The sequence below is a fragment of the Curvibacter sp. EU05-FHT14A10 genome, assembly GCF_058791075.1.
The window spans coordinates 103,322-118,973 of sequence record NZ_JBYTDE010000004.1; the positions used below are offsets into that span (position 1 = coordinate 103,322).

At 66.3% G+C, this 15,652-nt stretch carries 16 protein-coding genes; 14 read left to right on the top strand and 2 right to left on the bottom strand.

The window, feature by feature from the left end; all coding sequences use genetic code 11:
- Window positions 1-65 precede the first annotated feature (65 nt).
- Entirely contained in the window at window positions 66-1,217 is a 1,152-nt protein-coding gene (locus AC3WUT_RS09055; protein WP_492346761.1) for a LysR family transcriptional regulator, read from the top strand.
- 9 nt (window positions 1,218-1,226) lie between these two features.
- Here AC3WUT_RS09055 and AC3WUT_RS09060 read toward each other — a convergent pair whose 3' ends face one another.
- Both AC3WUT_RS09060 and AC3WUT_RS09065 read right to left on the bottom strand, forming a co-directional pair.
- Complete coding sequence (locus tag AC3WUT_RS09060; protein ID WP_492346762.1) at window positions 1,227-2,594, bottom strand: MFS transporter; 1,368 nt, start codon at window positions 2,592-2,594, stop codon at window positions 1,227-1,229.
- A gap of 287 nt (window positions 2,595-2,881) precedes the next feature.
- Window positions 2,882-3,502 (bottom strand): phenylacetic acid degradation protein PaaY, encoded by a 621-nt coding sequence (locus AC3WUT_RS09065; RefSeq protein ID WP_492346763.1) that lies wholly within the window; start codon window positions 3,500-3,502, stop codon window positions 2,882-2,884.
- Between the two features lie 195 nt (window positions 3,503-3,697).
- On the opposite strand from AC3WUT_RS09065, the gene AC3WUT_RS09070 reads away from it, so the two are divergent.
- From AC3WUT_RS09070 to AC3WUT_RS09130, 13 genes are all read left to right on the top strand, one after another.
- A complete protein-coding gene (locus AC3WUT_RS09070) occupies window positions 3,698-4,501 on the top strand; it encodes an enoyl-CoA hydratase-related protein (RefSeq protein WP_492346764.1) in 804 nt (267 codons plus the stop codon).
- Between the two features lie 7 nt (window positions 4,502-4,508).
- Window positions 4,509-4,946, top strand: a complete 438-nt coding sequence (gene paaI / locus AC3WUT_RS09075) for a hydroxyphenylacetyl-CoA thioesterase PaaI (protein WP_019575059.1) — start codon at window positions 4,509-4,511, stop codon at window positions 4,944-4,946.
- A 19-nt stretch (window positions 4,947-4,965) separates the two neighbouring features.
- Window positions 4,966-6,282 carry a phenylacetate--CoA ligase PaaK gene (paaK, locus tag AC3WUT_RS09080; protein ID WP_492346765.1) on the top strand — a complete coding sequence of 439 codons (1,317 nt, stop codon included), beginning with the start codon at window positions 4,966-4,968 and terminating at the stop codon, window positions 6,280-6,282.
- Window positions 6,283-6,310: 28 nt separating this feature from the next.
- Window positions 6,311-7,321, top strand: a complete 1,011-nt coding sequence (paaA, locus tag AC3WUT_RS09085; protein ID WP_492346766.1) for a 1,2-phenylacetyl-CoA epoxidase subunit PaaA — start codon at window positions 6,311-6,313, stop codon at window positions 7,319-7,321.
- Window positions 7,322-7,345: 24 nt separating this feature from the next.
- Window positions 7,346-7,636: a 1,2-phenylacetyl-CoA epoxidase subunit PaaB gene (paaB, locus tag AC3WUT_RS09090; RefSeq protein WP_019575056.1), complete on the top strand. Its 291-nt coding sequence runs from the start codon at window positions 7,346-7,348 to the stop codon at window positions 7,634-7,636.
- 8 nt (window positions 7,637-7,644) lie between these two features.
- Window positions 7,645-8,418, top strand: a complete 774-nt coding sequence (paaC, locus tag AC3WUT_RS09095) for a 1,2-phenylacetyl-CoA epoxidase subunit PaaC (RefSeq protein ID WP_492346767.1) — start codon at window positions 7,645-7,647, stop codon at window positions 8,416-8,418.
- Complete coding sequence (gene paaD, locus AC3WUT_RS09100; RefSeq protein WP_492346768.1) at window positions 8,412-8,945, top strand: 1,2-phenylacetyl-CoA epoxidase subunit PaaD; 534 nt, start codon at window positions 8,412-8,414, stop codon at window positions 8,943-8,945. The genes paaC and paaD overlap by 7 nt, the downstream gene beginning before the upstream one ends.
- A 53-nt stretch (window positions 8,946-8,998) precedes the next feature.
- Window positions 8,999-10,081 carry a 1,2-phenylacetyl-CoA epoxidase subunit PaaE gene (gene paaE / locus AC3WUT_RS09105; RefSeq protein WP_492346769.1) on the top strand — a complete coding sequence of 361 codons (1,083 nt, stop codon included), beginning with the start codon at window positions 8,999-9,001 and terminating at the stop codon, window positions 10,079-10,081.
- A gap of 26 nt (window positions 10,082-10,107) precedes the next feature.
- The gene (locus tag AC3WUT_RS09110) at window positions 10,108-10,725 is read left to right on the top strand and encodes a TetR/AcrR family transcriptional regulator (protein ID WP_492346770.1); all 618 of its coding nucleotides are present in this window, start codon (window positions 10,108-10,110) and stop codon (window positions 10,723-10,725) included.
- Window positions 10,726-10,806: 81 nt separating this feature from the next.
- Entirely contained in the window at window positions 10,807-11,952 is a 1,146-nt protein-coding gene (locus AC3WUT_RS09115; RefSeq protein ID WP_492346771.1) for an ABC transporter substrate-binding protein, read from the top strand.
- 105 nt (window positions 11,953-12,057) lie between these two features.
- Window positions 12,058-13,086: a branched-chain amino acid ABC transporter permease gene (locus tag AC3WUT_RS09120; RefSeq protein WP_492346772.1), complete on the top strand. Its 1,029-nt coding sequence runs from the start codon at window positions 12,058-12,060 to the stop codon at window positions 13,084-13,086.
- The gene (locus tag AC3WUT_RS09125; protein WP_492346773.1) at window positions 13,083-14,909 is read left to right on the top strand and encodes a branched-chain amino acid ABC transporter ATP-binding protein/permease; all 1,827 of its coding nucleotides are present in this window, start codon (window positions 13,083-13,085) and stop codon (window positions 14,907-14,909) included. The genes AC3WUT_RS09120 and AC3WUT_RS09125 overlap by 4 nt, the downstream gene beginning before the upstream one ends.
- Window positions 14,910-14,920: 11 nt before the next feature.
- On the top strand, window positions 14,921-15,652 hold the full coding sequence (locus tag AC3WUT_RS09130) for an ABC transporter ATP-binding protein (RefSeq protein ID WP_043329808.1): 732 nt from the start codon (window positions 14,921-14,923) through the stop codon (window positions 15,650-15,652).

Genomic DNA, 15,652 nt, shown 5'->3' on the forward strand with positions numbered 1-15,652 from the left:
CGGGCGGCTGTGCCACTCAAATCGCCTACCATCAGCGCCTCACAAAAAAATGACGCATTGCACACATGGATCGATTTCAGAGCATGGCCGTCTTTGTTGCCACGGTGGAGACCGGCAGCATGGCGGCCGCTGCAAGAGCCCTTGAGCTCCAGCCGGCCTTGATCGGCCAACAGATCCAGTCTTTGGAAGAACAACTGGGCACGCCCCTGTTCGAGCGCCATGGCCGTTGGCAGCGCCTGACCGCGGCGGGCGCTGCCTACCACCAGCAATGCCGCAGCATCCTCGAAATGGTTCGGGGTGCCGAGGCTGGCTTGCAGGCCACGGCCCGGCAGGCCAGCGGGTCATTGCGCGTGCACGCTCCGGTGCTGTTCGGCACCCGTGACCTGGCGCCGGCCCTGGCCGGCTTCCTGCAGGCCTATCCCAAGGTACAGCTGTCGCTGGTGTTGGACGATCGTGCCGCCAATCCGGTGGACGATGACTTTGATCTGGTCTTTCACCGTGGCGAGCCCCTGGACCATTCGCGTATCGAATGCTTACCTCTGAGTGAGCAGGTACTCAGCATGGTGGCTTCACCGGTTTATCTGGAACGCCAGGGCTGCCCCGAGCGTGCCGAGGAACTGGTGCGGCATCAATGCCTGGGCTTCCTGACCTCCGAGGAGCTGAGCGAAGACGAACGGGATGACGCGCACTTGTCCGAGGCACCGGCCTGCTGGCAGGAGGACGAGGACGAGGACTGGGATGGCCCCTTCAGTGGGCACGAAGACTGTTTCGAGACAGAGGCCGATGCCGATGCCGATGCAGAGGCCCCCTTGGCGCCGCGTGTGGTGGTGCAGGCCAACAATGCGCTGGCCCTGCATGCACTGGCTCTCCACGGGGCAGGCATTGCGGTGCTGCCGCAGGCCCTGGTGGCCGATGACCTGGCGGCTGGGCGCCTGGTGGCCGTGCTGCCCGGCCTGAACCTGGGGGTGGAGCCGCTGGGTCTGCTGCTGCGCTGCGACGAAACCGAGTCGCCGGCCCTGGCCGCGCTGGTGGATTGGGCGCTGGAGCGTTTTGGGCCCCAGGCCGCCGCCGCCGCACCCGCCTCGGCTGCCGCACCCGCAGCGCTGCCGCTTGCCGCTTCTGCGGCTCCGCCGGAGGCCGTGCCCGAAGAACACGTCGCCGACGAGCCGCGCTGCGGCGCGGCGTGCCAGTGTCAAGGCGCTGACAGCGTGGCCTGAGGGCCTCGGTCAGGCCGTGGCTGGCACCGGTGCCTTGGCGCCCGGTGCGCGCAGGGTGAGTGTCAGCAGCACCCCCGAGGCCAGCCAACTCAGGATCACGAAGTACAGGCTGTGGGTCATGCCTCCGGACTGCGTGTTGAGGTAGGCCATCACACTGGGGCTGGCGGCCGGGCCCAGGTTGCCCAGGCTGCTGATCAGCGCGATGCCGCCAGCGGCCACTGATTTGGGCAGGTACTCGGTCACGCTGGTGAAGAACAGCGGCGTGGCGCCGGCGATGCCGATGTAGCTGACCGCCATCACCGACATCTTGAGCAGGGGCGAGCCCTCCACCAGGGTGCTCAGGCCGACCCCCAGCATGGCCAGTGCGATGCAGAAGGCATAGTGCCAGCGCCTTTCGCCGTGGCGGTCGCTGTGCCCGCCGATCACGATCATGCCGACCAGGCCCAGCAGGTTGGGCAGCCCGGTGTACCAACCGATCTCCACGAGGTCTTGCACGCCCCAGGAGCGGATCAGCGAGGGGGCCATGAAGGTCAGGCCCATGGTGCTGGCCAGCAGGCAGGTGTAGGCGAGCGACAGCAGGTAAATGCGCGGGTCGGCCAACATGTGGCGCAGCGAGCCGTGCGCGGCGCTGCCCACGGTGCTGGACGAGCGGGCCATGGCCTCACGCACACAGCGCTTTTCAGCCTCGTTGAGCCAGGGCGCCTGCTCGGGTGTGTCGCGCAGCACCACAAAGGCCACCACCCCGAGCACCGCGGCGGGTAGGCCCTCGACCAGGAACAGCCATTGCCAGCCAGCCAGTCCACCGTGTCCGTTGAGGTATTTCATGATGGCGCCGCTCAAGGGGCCGGCGCTGAGGGCGGCCAGCGTGGTCGCGCACATGAAGATCGCGATCATGCGTGCGCGGCGGTCGGCCGGATACCAGTAGGTGAGGTACAGGATGATGCCGGGAAAGAAGCCGGCCTCGAATGCCCCCAGCAGAAAACGCGCCACGTAGAACTGGGTTGGCGTGCTGACAAAGGCCATGGCCGCGGCCACCACGCCCCAGCACACCATGATGCGCAGCAGGGTCTTGCGGGCGCCGATCTTTTCGAGCATCAGGTTGCTGGGCACCTCGAACAGCAGGTAGCCGATGAAGAAGATGCCGGCGCCCAGGCCGTACACCGCATCGCTGAAGTCGAGGGTCTGCCGCATCTGCAACTGGGCATAGCCGATGTTGATGCGGTCGAGGTAGGCCACGGCATAGCAGATCAGCAGCAGCGGCATGAGTCGCCAATTGATTTTTCGGAACACCGCCTGGGTGAAGGCCGCTGTGGCGGCAGGAAGCTCGGCAGCGGGGGCTGAGCCCGTCAAGGGAGGCCGGTTGGGGGCAGGGGTCATGCTTGTCTCCTTGTTGTGATGTCGTCGCGGCGCGGCCCCCGGCCCAACATCGGGGCCGTGCGGGCGAGGCGCCGCCTAGCATCACGGGAGCGGTGCAGACGGGTCTGTAAGTGTTTGCAAGCCGCTGTCGCGGGCTTGTCAGCCGCCGTTGGGCGACGAGTGGCGATGACTTTGATGATCGGTTGACGACCAGTGTTAGACGGTATTCACTGAGCCGATCATCGGCATCTAGGCGCCGTATGTGCTCGTTCTGGGGCTTGAAAGGGCAGGGCTCAAGCCCCTTTGAATCAGACAGCCGGTGGGGCCTCCTGGCGCCGGGTAGCGATCAGCGAGTGCACGTCGGTGGCCGGCAGGCGAGGGCGCTGGGCCTCGGGTTCCGTCAGAGGGCTGACCTCGACCATCGAGGCCAGGCAGCGGCGGGTCAAGGCCTGGTAAGTGCGCGTGCCTTCGAGCTTCCAGGCGATCTCTTCGTCACGCAAGGGGCGCAGGGCCTTGGCTGGCACACCTGCCATCAGGGTGCGCGCAGGCACCTTGGTGCCGGCCGGCACGAAGGCACTGGCCGCCACGATGGATTGTTCGCCGATCTCGGCCTCGTCCATCACCACCGCGTTCATGCCCACCAGGGCGTCGCGTCGCACCACACAGCTGTGCAGCACGGCGCCGTGGCCGATGTGGCCGTTTTCCTCGACGACAGTGTCCTGATTGGGAAAGCCATGGACCACGCAGGTGTCCTGGACGTTGGCGCCGCGGTGCAACACGATGCGCCCGAAGTCACCACGCAACGCGGCACAGGGCCCCACGTAACAGTCGGGGCCCACGATCACATCGCCGATCAGTACGGCCGTGGGGTGCACATAGGCACTGGGGTGGATGACAGGGACAACACCGTCGATCGCGTAGCAGGGCATGAAAGGGTCTCCTTGGAATCTGGGCGGTTCGTCTGGGCAGGGCCTAGGGTTTCCACCGGGGGTTTTGACTTGCATCAGAAAGAGTCCCGATAGTATTATCGACCGACTGGACGGTCAAACATAGATTTGAGCCAGCGCAAGCAATGACTGGACGCCCTCGCCAAGACGGGGCTCACCCCCACCCAAGGAGACACGATGAGCGACGACCTGATCCTGACCCACCAGAGCGGTGCGGTCCGGACCCTGACGCTGAACCGCCCGCAGGCTCTGAACAGCTTCACTGGCGAAATGCATGCCCAGTTGCTGGCCGCCCTCGATGCAGTGGCCGCCGACGCCAGTGTGCGTTGTGTGGTGCTGACGGGCGCGGGGCGAGGCTTCTGCGCCGGGCAGGACCTGGCCGACCCCAGCGTGGCCCCCGACACCACGCCCGGTGCGGCGCCCAAAGACCTGGGTCAGGTGATTGAACGCTTCTACCGTCCCCTGGTGCAGCGCCTGCGCAGTCTGCCGGTGCCAGTGGTGGCGGCGGTCAATGGCGTGGCCGCCGGTGCGGGTGCCAACCTGGCACTGAACTGCGACCTGGTGCTGGCCGCACGTTCGGCCAGCTTCATTCAGGCCTTCAGCAAGATCGGCCTGGTGCCCGACACCGGGGGCACCTGGCTGTTGCCGCGCCTGGTGGGCCGCGGCAAGGCCTTGGGCTTGACCCTGCTGGGCGACAAGCTGCCGGCCCCCGAGGCGGAGCAGATGGGCCTGATCTGGCGCTGTGTCGACGATGAGGCTCTGGCCGCTGAGGCCCAGACCCTGGCCGAGCGCCTGGCTGTCCAGCCATCACGCGCGCTGGTGGCCACCCGTCAGGCCCTGGATGAGGCGCAAGGCCTTTCGCTCGATGGCGCGCTGGCCCTGGAGGCCCGCCTGCAAAGCCAGCTGGGCGCTGCCCACGATTACCTGGAAGGTGTGGCCGCCTTTGGCCAGCGCCGCGCCCCCGTCTTCACCGATCGTTGAGCCCACCATGTCTGAACTCACCCCTCAACAAACGGCCGACCTGGTGCGCGTGGGCATGCTGGCCAACGACAACGTCACCCTGGGCTTTGGCATGCAGATCCACGAAGTGACACCCGGTGGCGCCGTGCTCAGCATGACCGTACGTGAAGACATGCTCAACGGCCACAAGACCTGTCACGGCGGGCTCATTTCCACCCTGGCCGACTCGACCTTCGCGTTTGCCTGCAATTCATACAACGAACTCACGGTGGCTTCGGGCTTCAGCGTCGACTTCATGGCCCCGGCCCGCGCTGGCGACGTGTTGACGGCCCGAGCCACCGAGGTGTCCAAGGCCGGCCGCACCGGCGTCTACGACGTAGAAGTGAGCAACCAGAACGGTGAGCGCATCGCGGTGTTCCGCGGGCGTTCCTACACCCTCAAAGGCAAGCCGGCTGTCGCTGGCTGAAGTATCAGGAGAGACCCACATGACCGCCAAGACCCCCGCCCCCGGAGAGCTCGACCCGATCGAGACCGCTAGCCGCGACGAGATCGCTGCCCTGCAACTGAGCCGCTTGCGCACCACGCTGCAGCGCGCCTACGACAACGTGCCGCATTACAAAAAGGCCTTCGATGCCAAGGGCGTGCACCCCGATGACCTGAAGCAACTCAGTGACCTGAGCAAGTTCCCCTTCACGGTCAAGACCGATTTGCGCGACAACTACCCCTTCGGCCTGTTTGCCGTGCCCCGTGAGCAGGTGTCCCGCATTCACGCGTCGTCGGGCACCACCGGCAAGCCGACCGTGGTGGGCTACACCAAGAATGACATCGACACCTGGGCTGACCTGGTGGCGCGCTCGATCCGTGCGGCCGGCGGCCGCCGGGGGGACACGGTGCATGTGGCCTATGGCTATGGCCTGTTCACGGGCGGCCTGGGCGCTCATTACGGCGCCGAGCGCCTGGGCTGCACGGTGATCCCGATGTCGGGTGGTCAGACCGAGAAGCAGGTGCAACTGATCACCGACTTCAAGCCCGACATCATCATGGTCACGCCCAGCTACATGCAGGTGATCATCGAAGAGTTTGCGCGCCAGGGCCTGGACGCCGCGGCCAGCTCGCTCAAGGTGGGTATCTTCGGGGCCGAACCCTGGACCGAGGCGATGCGCCGCGACATCGAGACCAAGGCCGGCATCGACGCGGTCGACATCTATGGCCTGTCCGAAGTCATGGGCCCCGGCGTGGCCTGCGAATGCATCGAGAGCAAGGACGGCCCGGTGATCTGGGAAGACCATTTCTACCCCGAGATCATCGACCCGCTGACCGGCGAGGTGCTGCCCGACGGTGCCGAGGGTGAACTGGTGTTCACCTCGCTGAGCAAAGAGGCGCTGCCCATCATCCGCTACCGCACCCGCGACCTGACCCGCCTGCTGCCGCCCACCTCGCGTGCCTTCCGCCGCATGGGCAAGATCGTCGGCCGCAGCGACGACATGCTGATCATCCGTGGCGTCAACGTGTTCCCGACCCAGATCGAAGAGATCGTGCTGCAGCACGCCAAGCTCTCGGGTCAGTACCAGATCCTGGTCAAGCGCGACGGCAACCTCGATGAGGTCGAGGTGCGCTGCGAGCTGCAACCCGCCGCTGGCCCGCTCAGCGCCGTCGAGCTCAAGGAGATCGCCGACTGGCTCAAGCACCGCATCAAGACCCTGGTCGGCATCTCGACCCGCGTCCAGGTGCAGGAACCCGAAACCATCGAACGCACGCTCACCGGCAAGGCCCGGCGTGTGATCGATACCCGGCCCCGTTGAGGCCACTTTCAAAAAGAGGAACTCCACCATGTACACCCAAGCAATGGACACCATGGCCCGCGAGCCCGGTGACGGGCCCAAAGTGGTCCGCTCTGCCGAGGAGGCCCTGCTCGAAGAGCGCTTCGAGGCCCGCATCGATGATGGCGACTTCATCGAGGCCAAAGACTGGATGCCCGAGCACTACCGCAAGACCCTGGTGCGCCAGATCAGCCAGCACGCTCACTCCGAGATCGTCGGCATGCTGCCCGAGGGCAACTGGGTCACCCGTGCGCCGACACTCAAGCGCAAGGCCATCCTGCTGGCCAAGATCCAGGACGAGGGGGGGCACGGCCTGTACCTGTATGCGGCGGCCGAGACCCTGGGCGTGTCGCGCGACGAACTGCTGGATGCCCTGCACACGGGCAAGGCCAAGTACAGCTCGATCTTCAACTACCCGACGCTGAACTGGGCCGACATGGGCACCATCGGCTGGCTGGTCGATGGCGCGGCCATCATGAACCAGGTGCCGATCTGCCGCTGCTCCTTCGCCCCCTACGCCCGCGCCATGATCCGCATCTGCCGCGAAGAGAGCTTTCACCAGCGTCAGGGCTACGACGCCCTGCTGACCATGATGCAAAACGGCACCGAGGCCCAGCGCGCCATGGTGCAGGACTCGGTCAACCGCTGGTGGTGGCCCTGCCTGATGATGTTCGGCCCGCCCGATGACCAGTCACCCAACAGCGCGCAGTCGATGCGCTGGGGCATCAAACGCGTCAGCAACGACGAGCTGCGCCAGAAGTTTGTCGACGCCACCGTCGAGCAGGCCAAGGTGCTGGGCGTGACCCTGCCCGACCCCGACCTGAAGTGGAACGAAGCCCGCCAGCACTACGACTTCGGCACCATCGACTGGAGCGAGTTCTGGCGTGTCGTGGGCGGTGACGGCCCCTGCAACCAAGAGCGCCTGGGCGCCCGCGTCAAGGCCTGGGAAGACGGTGCCTGGGTGCGCGAAGCCGCCCTCGCACACGCCGCCAAGCACACCCCGCAGCAACAGGCTGCCTGATTCAAGCAAGACAAGGAGACCTCCATGACAACCCAGAACGAATGGCCCCTGTGGGAAGTGTTTGTCCGCGCCAAGGCCGGCCTGGACCACAAGCATTGCGGCAGCCTGCACGCCGCCGACAGCAAGATGGCGATCCAGCTGGCACGCGACGTCTACACCCGGCGCCAGGAAGGCACCAGCGTGTGGGTGGTGCGCTCGGACCAGATCGTGGCCAGCGACCCCGGCGACAAGGGCATGTTCTTCGACCCGATGGAAGACAAGGTGTACCGCCACCCCACCTTCTATCAGTTGCCCGAATCCGTGAACCACATGTGAGCCGCGCCATGCAAGCCACCATCCAACCCGGCCGCGATGCGGCCACCCAGTACGTGCTGCGCCTGGGCGACACCTGCCTGATCCTGGGCCAGCGCATCGCCGAATGGTGCGGTCATGCGCCGGTGCTCGAAGAAGACATCGCGCTGACCAACATGTCGCTCGACCTGATCGGCCAGGCCCGTGCGCTGCTGACCCATGCGGGCCAGATCAGCGGCCTGGGTCATGATGAAGACCAACTGGCCTTTTTGCGCGACGAGCGCGATTACCTCAACCCCACCCTGGTCGAGCTGCCGCGCGGCGACTTCGCCTTCACCGTGCTGCGCAATGCCATGGTGGCCACGTTTTTGAAGCTGATGTGGCAGCGCCTGTCGGCCTCCAGCGATGCCGAGCTGGCCGCCATTGCCGGCAAGGCCCTGAAGGAGTCGCGCTACCACCAGCAGCACGCCTGCGACTGGGTGGTGCGCCTGGGTGACGGCACAGACGAGTCGGCCCGGCGCCTGAAGGCCGCTTTGGCCCAACTGTGGCGCTACAGCGCCGAGCTGTTTGAAGACGACGCCATTGACGAGCAGGCCGCGGCCAGTGGCCTGGGCCCGAAGTGGTCCGAGCTGCAGGCCGATTGGCGTGCCGAGATGACGGCGCTGCTGGCTGCTGTGAAGCTGCCGGTGCCCGCCGATTCGGTGTACCGCAGCACAGGCCGGCGTGGTGTGCACTCTGAGCACATGGGTTTCATCCTGGCTGAAATGCAGTACCTGCAGCGCGCCTTCCCCGGGGGCGTGTGGTGAACCAGGCTGCCGTGGTCCCCACCAGCGGCATCTTGGCACCGGTCTGGCAGGTGCTGGGCACCGTGCTCGACCCCGAGGTGCCCGCGTTGTCGGTGGTCGACCTGGGCCTGGTGCGCGAGGTGCTGGCCCATGAGGATGGGCTGGAGATTGTGCTCACGCCCACCTACTCGGGCTGCCCTGCCACCGAGCTGATCGAGCAGAACGTGCTGGCGGCGGTGGCCGCGGCCGGCCTGGGCCCGGCGCGTGTCACGATGCGCCGCGCCCCGGCCTGGACCACGGACTGGATCAGCGAACAAGGGCGGCAGAAACTGCTCGACTACGGCATTGCCCCGCCGGGCCCGGTGGATCTCAGCGAAGGGGTGCCCATGCACTTTGTGGGTCGGTCGCCTTCGGGGCAACGCCTGGCCTGCCCGCGCTGCGGCAGCTTGCAGACCGAACGTCTGAGCGCTTTCGGTTCGACAGCCTGCAAGTCGCTTTACCGCTGCATGAGCTGCCGCGAACCCTTCGAGCATTTCAAGCCGATCTGAACCCGCCCTCCAGCCGTCCATTCCTACAACAACCAGATTCAAGCGAGATCGCCATGAGCGTCATGTTCCATCCCCTGCCGGTCAAGGCCATCGAGGCAGACACGCCCGAGTCCCTGATCGTTTCCTTCTCTGTACCTGACAGCCTGCGCGAAGCGTTCGGCTTCACCCAGGGCCAGTACCTGACCCTGCGCAGCACCATCGACGGCAAGGACCTGCGCCGCTCGTATTCGATCTGTGCCGGCGTGGACGACGGCGAATTGCGCGTGGCCGTGCGCCGCGTCAATGGTGGGGCTTTCTCGACCTGGATCCACCAGCACCTCAAAGTGGGCGACAGCGTGCAGGTGATGGCGCCGCAAGGTCGATTCTTCGTGCCCATCGAGCCGGCTTCCCGCCGCCACCACGTGGGCATTGCGGGCGGCAGCGGCATCACCCCCATCCTGTCCATCATGAAGACCGTGCTGGCGCGGGAGCCGCACAGCCAGTTCACCCTGATCTACAGCAACCGAACCCCGGCCTCGACCATGTTCAAGGAAGAGATTGAGGACCTGAAGAACCGCTACATGGCGCGGCTGTCCTTGCACCACGTGTTCACTCAGGAGCATGTGGATGCGCCTCTGTACGCGGGGCGGCTGGACAGTGGCAAGCTGGGCACCTTCCTGGGCAAGGTGCTGGACCCGGCGGGCATCGACCATGTGTATGTGTGTGGCCCCTTCCAGATGAACGACGAGGCCGAGGTGGCCCTGAAGGCGGCAGGCGTGCCCGAGGAGCGCATCCACATCGAGCGCTTCGGCGTGGCCAGCGCCGGCCCGGCCGCAGGGGCCGTGGTGCACCAGGCCCAGCCGGGCGACGCCGAGACCGCCCGTGTGGTCATCGTGCGCGACGGCCTGCACCGCGAGATCAGCTTCAGCAAGGACCAGCCCAGCATCCTCGATGCCGCGTCGGCGGCCGGGCTCGAAGTGCCCTTCTCCTGCACCTCGGGCGTATGCGGCACCTGCCGTTGCAAGCTGCTCGAAGGTGAGGTGCGCATGGAGCGCAATTTCGCCCTCGACAAAGCGGAGGTCGAGGCCGGCTTTGTGCTGTCCTGCCAGGCCCATCCGCTGACCCCGCGGGTCGTCCTATCATTCGACGAACGTTGAACTGAACAAGACACAAGGACACACCGATGGGCCGAGGACGGGCTGCTGGTTACAACGACCAGCGCGAGATGATTCTGGAGCAGGCAGCGCACCTGTTTGCGCGGCGGGGCTACCCCTCGACCTCGATGAACCAGGTGGCCGAGGCCTGTGGCCTGTCCAAGGCCACGCTCTACCACTACTACAAAGACAAATACAGCCTGCTCGTGAGCATTGCCGAAGGCCATGTGTCGCGTCTGCAGGCGCTGGTGGTCGACGTTGAAGCCGAGCCCCTGGCGCCCGAGCAGCGCCTGCGTGAGCTGATCCGCCGCATCGTCGAGGAATACGCCGACGCCCAGGACGCCCATCGCGTGCTCACCGAAGACGTCAAGTTTCTCGACGAGGCCGATCGCGAGCGCGTTCTGGACCATGAACGCGACGTGGTCAGCGGCTTCGCCAGAGCCGTTGCAGAGGTGCGTGGCGAGTCCTTGCAGGCCGAGCTGAGCAAGCCTTTGACCATGCTGTTGTTCGGCATGATCAACTGGATGTTTACCTGGATGAAGCCCGAAGGGGAACTCGACTACGATGCCATGGCTCCGATAGTGGCGGATTTGTTCATGGGTGGATTGACTGCTGTCAAGCCTCCCGTAGCCCGTACGTCGGACTAACCTATCGCTGGTCTGAAACTAACCGATCAAACTGCCGGATCAAGCGGGGCCAAGGGCCCCAAAAACTGAAGGAGACAAACCATGAAACTGCTCAAACCCGTGGCCCTGGCCACCGCCTTGCTGGCCAGCCTGATGGCCCATGCCGACATCAATGTGGGCGTCACCGTGTCGGCCACCGGCCCGGCCGCTTCGCTGGGCATCCCCGAGAAGAACACCATTGCCCTGCTGCCCAAGACCATGGCGGGTCAGAAGGTCAACTACATCGTGCTTGACGATGCCTCGGACACCACCGCAGCCGTCAGCAACACCAAGAAGCTGATCGCCGAGAGCAAGGTCGACATCGTGATCGGCTCCAGCACCACGCCCAACTCGCTGGCCATGATCGATGCCGTGTCTGAAGCCCAGACCCCGATGATCACCCTGGGGGCCTCGGCCATGCTGATCGAGCCGCAGGACGCCAAGAAGCGCTGGGTCTTCAAGACCCCGCAGAACGACATCATGATGTCGCTGGCGGTGGCTGAGCACATGGCCAACCACGGCATCAAGACCGTGGCCTTCATCGGCTTCTCCGACGCCTACGGCGAAGGTTGGTACAAGGAGTTCGTCAAGGCCGCTGAACTCAAGAAGCTGCAGATCATCAGCAACGAGCGCTTCTCGCGCACCGACACCTCGGTGACCGGCCAGGCCCTGAAGATCATGGCCGCCAAGCCTGATGCGGTGCTGATCGCCGGCTCGGGCACCCCCGCTGCGCTGCCCCAGAAGACGCTCAAGGAGCGTGGCTTCACCGGCAAGTTCTACCAGACCCACGGTGTGGCCAACGCCGACTTCCTGCGCGTGGGGGGCAAGGATGTGGAGGGCACCTTCCTGCCCGCCGGCCCGGTGCTGGTGGCGGACCAACTGCCTGCGGACCACCCGGTGCGCAAATCGGCCCTGGCCTACGTGAGCGCCTATGCCGGCGCCTACGGGCAGGCCAATGTGTCCACCTTTGGCGGCCACGCCTGGGATGCCGGCCTGGTGCTCAATGCCGCCGTGCCCGGCGCGCTCAAGAAGGGCCAGCCCGGCACCCCGGCCTTCCGCACCGCCCTGCGCGATGAACTTGAGAAGGTCAAGGAAGTGGCCGGTGCCCACGGCGTGTTCAGCACCTCGGCGGCCGACCACCTGGGCCTGGACCAGCGCGGTCGCGTGATGGTCAAGATCGAGAACGGCGCCTGGAAATACCAGCCCTGAACCCTGCCCTGAGCGGGCTTGTGTGCCCCCCGGGTGGATGACACCTGGGGCGCCAGCCTGCCTTTTTGTCGCCGACCTCGGGTCGGCCTGAACGGGACTTTCAACATGGATCTTCAGATCGCCCTGATCCTGGGGCAGGACGGCGTCGTCAATGGCGCGGTGTACGGACTGATTGCGCTGGCCCTGGTGCTGGTGTTTTCGGTCACGCGGGTGATCTTCATCCCGCAAGGCGAATTTGTGGCTTTTGGCGCACTGTCGATGGCCATGATGCAGGCGGGCAAGGTGCCGGCCACGTTGTGGCTGCTGATTGCGCTGGCTGTGGCCACCCTGGTGGTCGAGGCATGGCGTCATCAGCGCGGCCAGCCGGTCGAATGGGCTGCCACGGCGGTCTGGACGCTGGCCTTGCCGGCGCTGGCCGCGGCCCTGGTGCTGCTGGTCAAGCCGGAGTCGCTGTTGTTGCAATCGGTGGCCACCCTGGCCCTGATCGTGCCCCTGGGCCCGCTGCTGTACCGCCTGGCCTATCGCCCGCTGGCCCACGCGACCGTGCTGATCCTGTTGATCGTCTCGGTGGCCCTGCACGGGGTGCTGGTCGGCCTGGGTCTGCTGTTCTTTGGCGCTGAAGGGTACCGCACGCCGGCCTTCTCGGAGGCCCGCTTCGACCTCGGCGGCATTCCCGTCACCGGCCAGTCGCTGGTGGTGGTGGCCATGGCCGCGGTGCTGGTGGTGGCCATGTTCGTGTTCTTTGAACGCTCGATCATCGGCAAGGCGCTGCGTGCCACCGCCATGAACCGGGTCGGGGCCCGCCTGATGGGCATCCCGACCGAACTGTCGGGTGACCTCAGCTTTGCCCTGGCCGGCCTGATCGGCGCCGTGTCGGGCCTGCTGATCGCGCCCCTGACCACGGTGTATTACGACACCGGCTTCCTGATCGGCCTGAAAGGCTTTGTCGCCGCCATCGTGGGCGGCCTGGGCAGTTACCCGCTGGCCCTGGCCGGCGCCGTGATGGTGGGCCAGCTGGAAGCGTTTTCATCGTTCTGGGCCAGTGCCTTCAAGGAGGTGCTGGTGTTCACCCTGATCATTCCCGTGCTGTGGTGGCGCTCACTCAACAGCCGCCATGTGGAGGACGAAGAATGAGCGCGCGTCAACTCACCCTGGCCTGCATCGCCGCGCTGGCGCTGGCCTGGGGTTTCCTGCCTGAATTCACGCTCACGGTGATGAGCTACATCGGCCTGTACGCGATGGTCGCTGCCGGCCTGGTGATGCTGACCGGCGTGGGTGGCATGACCTCCTTCGGCCAGGCTGCCTTTGTGGGCCTGGGCGCCTACGCCACGGCCTGGGTGTGCACCTCGCCCCTGGCCGCGGCCTGGCTGCCGGCCGGCTTTCCGCCCGCCTTGCTGCCTTTCGTGGGCCTGGTGCTGGGTCTGGTCGCCACTTATGCGGTGGCCCGCTTCCTCGGTGCGGTGACCCTGCGCCTGTCCGGCCACTATTTGCCGCTGGGCACGATCGCCTGGGGCCTGAGCCTGTATTACGTGTTCGGCAACCTCGACGTGCTGGGCGGGTTCACCGGCGTGTCCGGCCTGCCGCCGCTGACGTTGGCAGGCATCTCGCTGGCCTCGCCGCTGTACCTGGGGCCGCTGATCTGGGCCGTGTTGCTGTTTTGCCTGTGGGCCTTGCACAACCTGCTGGACTCGCGTGAAGGCCGGGCCATCCGGGCGCTCAAGGGCGGCCGGGTGATGGCCGAGTCGATGGGCGTGGACACGGCGCACTACCGCATCAAGCTGTTCGTGTTGGCGGCCCTGCTGGCCGCGATCTCGGGTTGGTTGTATGCCCACCTGCAGCGCTTTGTGAACCCCACGCCTTTCAACATCAACATCGGCATCGAGTACCTGTTCATGGCCGTGGTCGGCGGCGCCGGCCACCTGTGGGGCGCCGTGTTGGGGGCGGCCCTGATCACCCTGCTCAAGGAGCAATTGCAGGACTGGCTGCCCAAGCTGCTGGGCGCCAGCGGCAATTTCGAGGTGATCGTCTTCGGGCTGTTGATGCTGTTTGTGCTGCAGCGCTTTGCCGACGGCCTGTGGCCGCGCCTGCAGGCCGCCTCGGGCCGCTGGCTCAAACCGGAGGCGCGCCGTGCCGTGGCGCCCAGCGCTGCCGTGACGCTGCAACAGCGCGTGCTGCCGCCCGCCGGACAGGTGTTGCTGGACGCCCGCCAGGTGAGCCGCCGCTTTGGGGGGCTGTTGGCCAACAACAACGTCAACATGAACCTGAAGTCGCACGAGGTGCATGCCCTGATCGGTCCCAATGGCGCCGGCAAGAGCACGTTCTTCAACATGATCTCCGGCGTCGACGAGCCCACCTCAGGTGAGGTGCGCTTGATGGAACAGCCCATGCAGGGCCGGCCATCGCGCGACTTTGCGGCGCTGGGCCTGGGCCGAACCTTCCAGCACGTGCGCCTGCTGGGGCAGCGCAGCGTGCTCGAGAACGTGGCCCTGGGCGCGCACCGGCGTGGCCGCAAGGGCTGGATCGCCAGCATGCTGCGCCTGGACCGCGCCGAAGAGGCCGCCATCCTGGCCGAGGCGCGGCGCCAGATCGAGCGCTGCGGCCTGGCCGAATTTGCCGAACGGCCGGCCGCTTCGCTGGCCCTGGGCCAGCAGCGCGTGGTCGAGATCGCCCGCGCCCTGGCCGGTCAACCGGCCGCCCTGTTGCTGGACGAGCCCGCCGCCGGCCTGCGCCACCTTGAGAAGCAGGCCCTGGCCACCTTGCTGGACCAACTGCGCTCCGAAGGCCTGGGCATTCTGGTGGTGGAGCACGACATGGAGTTCGTGATGAACCTGGCCGACCGCATCACCGTGCTGGAGTTCGGTGAAGTGATCGCCGAAGGCACGCCCGCCGAAGTGCAGGCCAACCCCCGCGTGCTCGAGGCCTACCTCGGCGGCGAACTCAATGGAGGTGGCCTGTGAGCAGCGCGACCGTGAAACCCACGCTGCTCGACTTGCAGCAGTTCAGCGTCTCGTATGGCCAGGTCGAGGCCGTGCATCAGGTTCACCTGACGGTGGGCGAGGGCGAGATCGTCACCGTGATCGGCCCCAACGGCGCAGGCAAGACCACGCTGCTGTCGGCGGCCATGGGCCTGCTGCCTTCGCAAGGCGTGCTGACGCTGGCGGGCGAGCGCATCGACCGCCTCAGCGTCGAGGCCATGGTGGCGCGGGGCGTGGCCCTGGTGCCCGAAAAGCGTGAACTGTTCGGTGAGATGTCGGTCGAGGACAACCTCTTGCTGGGCGGCTTCTCGCGCTGGCGCAAGGGCCTGAAAGACCAGAAGCAGCGCATGGAAGAGGTGTTCGCCATCTTCCCTCGCCTGAAAGAGCGGCGAGCCCAGTTGTCGGCCACGCTGTCGGGCGGTGAGCGCCAGATGCTGGCCATCGGCCGCGCCCTGATGGCCCGCCCGCGTCTGCTGATGCTCGACGAACCCTCGCTGGGCCTGGCGCCGCTGATCGTGCGTGAGGTGCTGCAGGTGGTGTCTTCGCTGCGCGATCTGGGCGTGTCGGTGTTGTTGGTCGAGCAGAACGCCCGCGCCGCGCTGCAGGTGGCCGACCGCGCCTACGTGCTTGAAATGGGCGCCGTGGCCTTGAGCGGCGCCGCGGCCGACCTGTTGCACGACCGTCGGATCATCGACACCTACCTGGGCCTGGGCGGCAAGCACTGA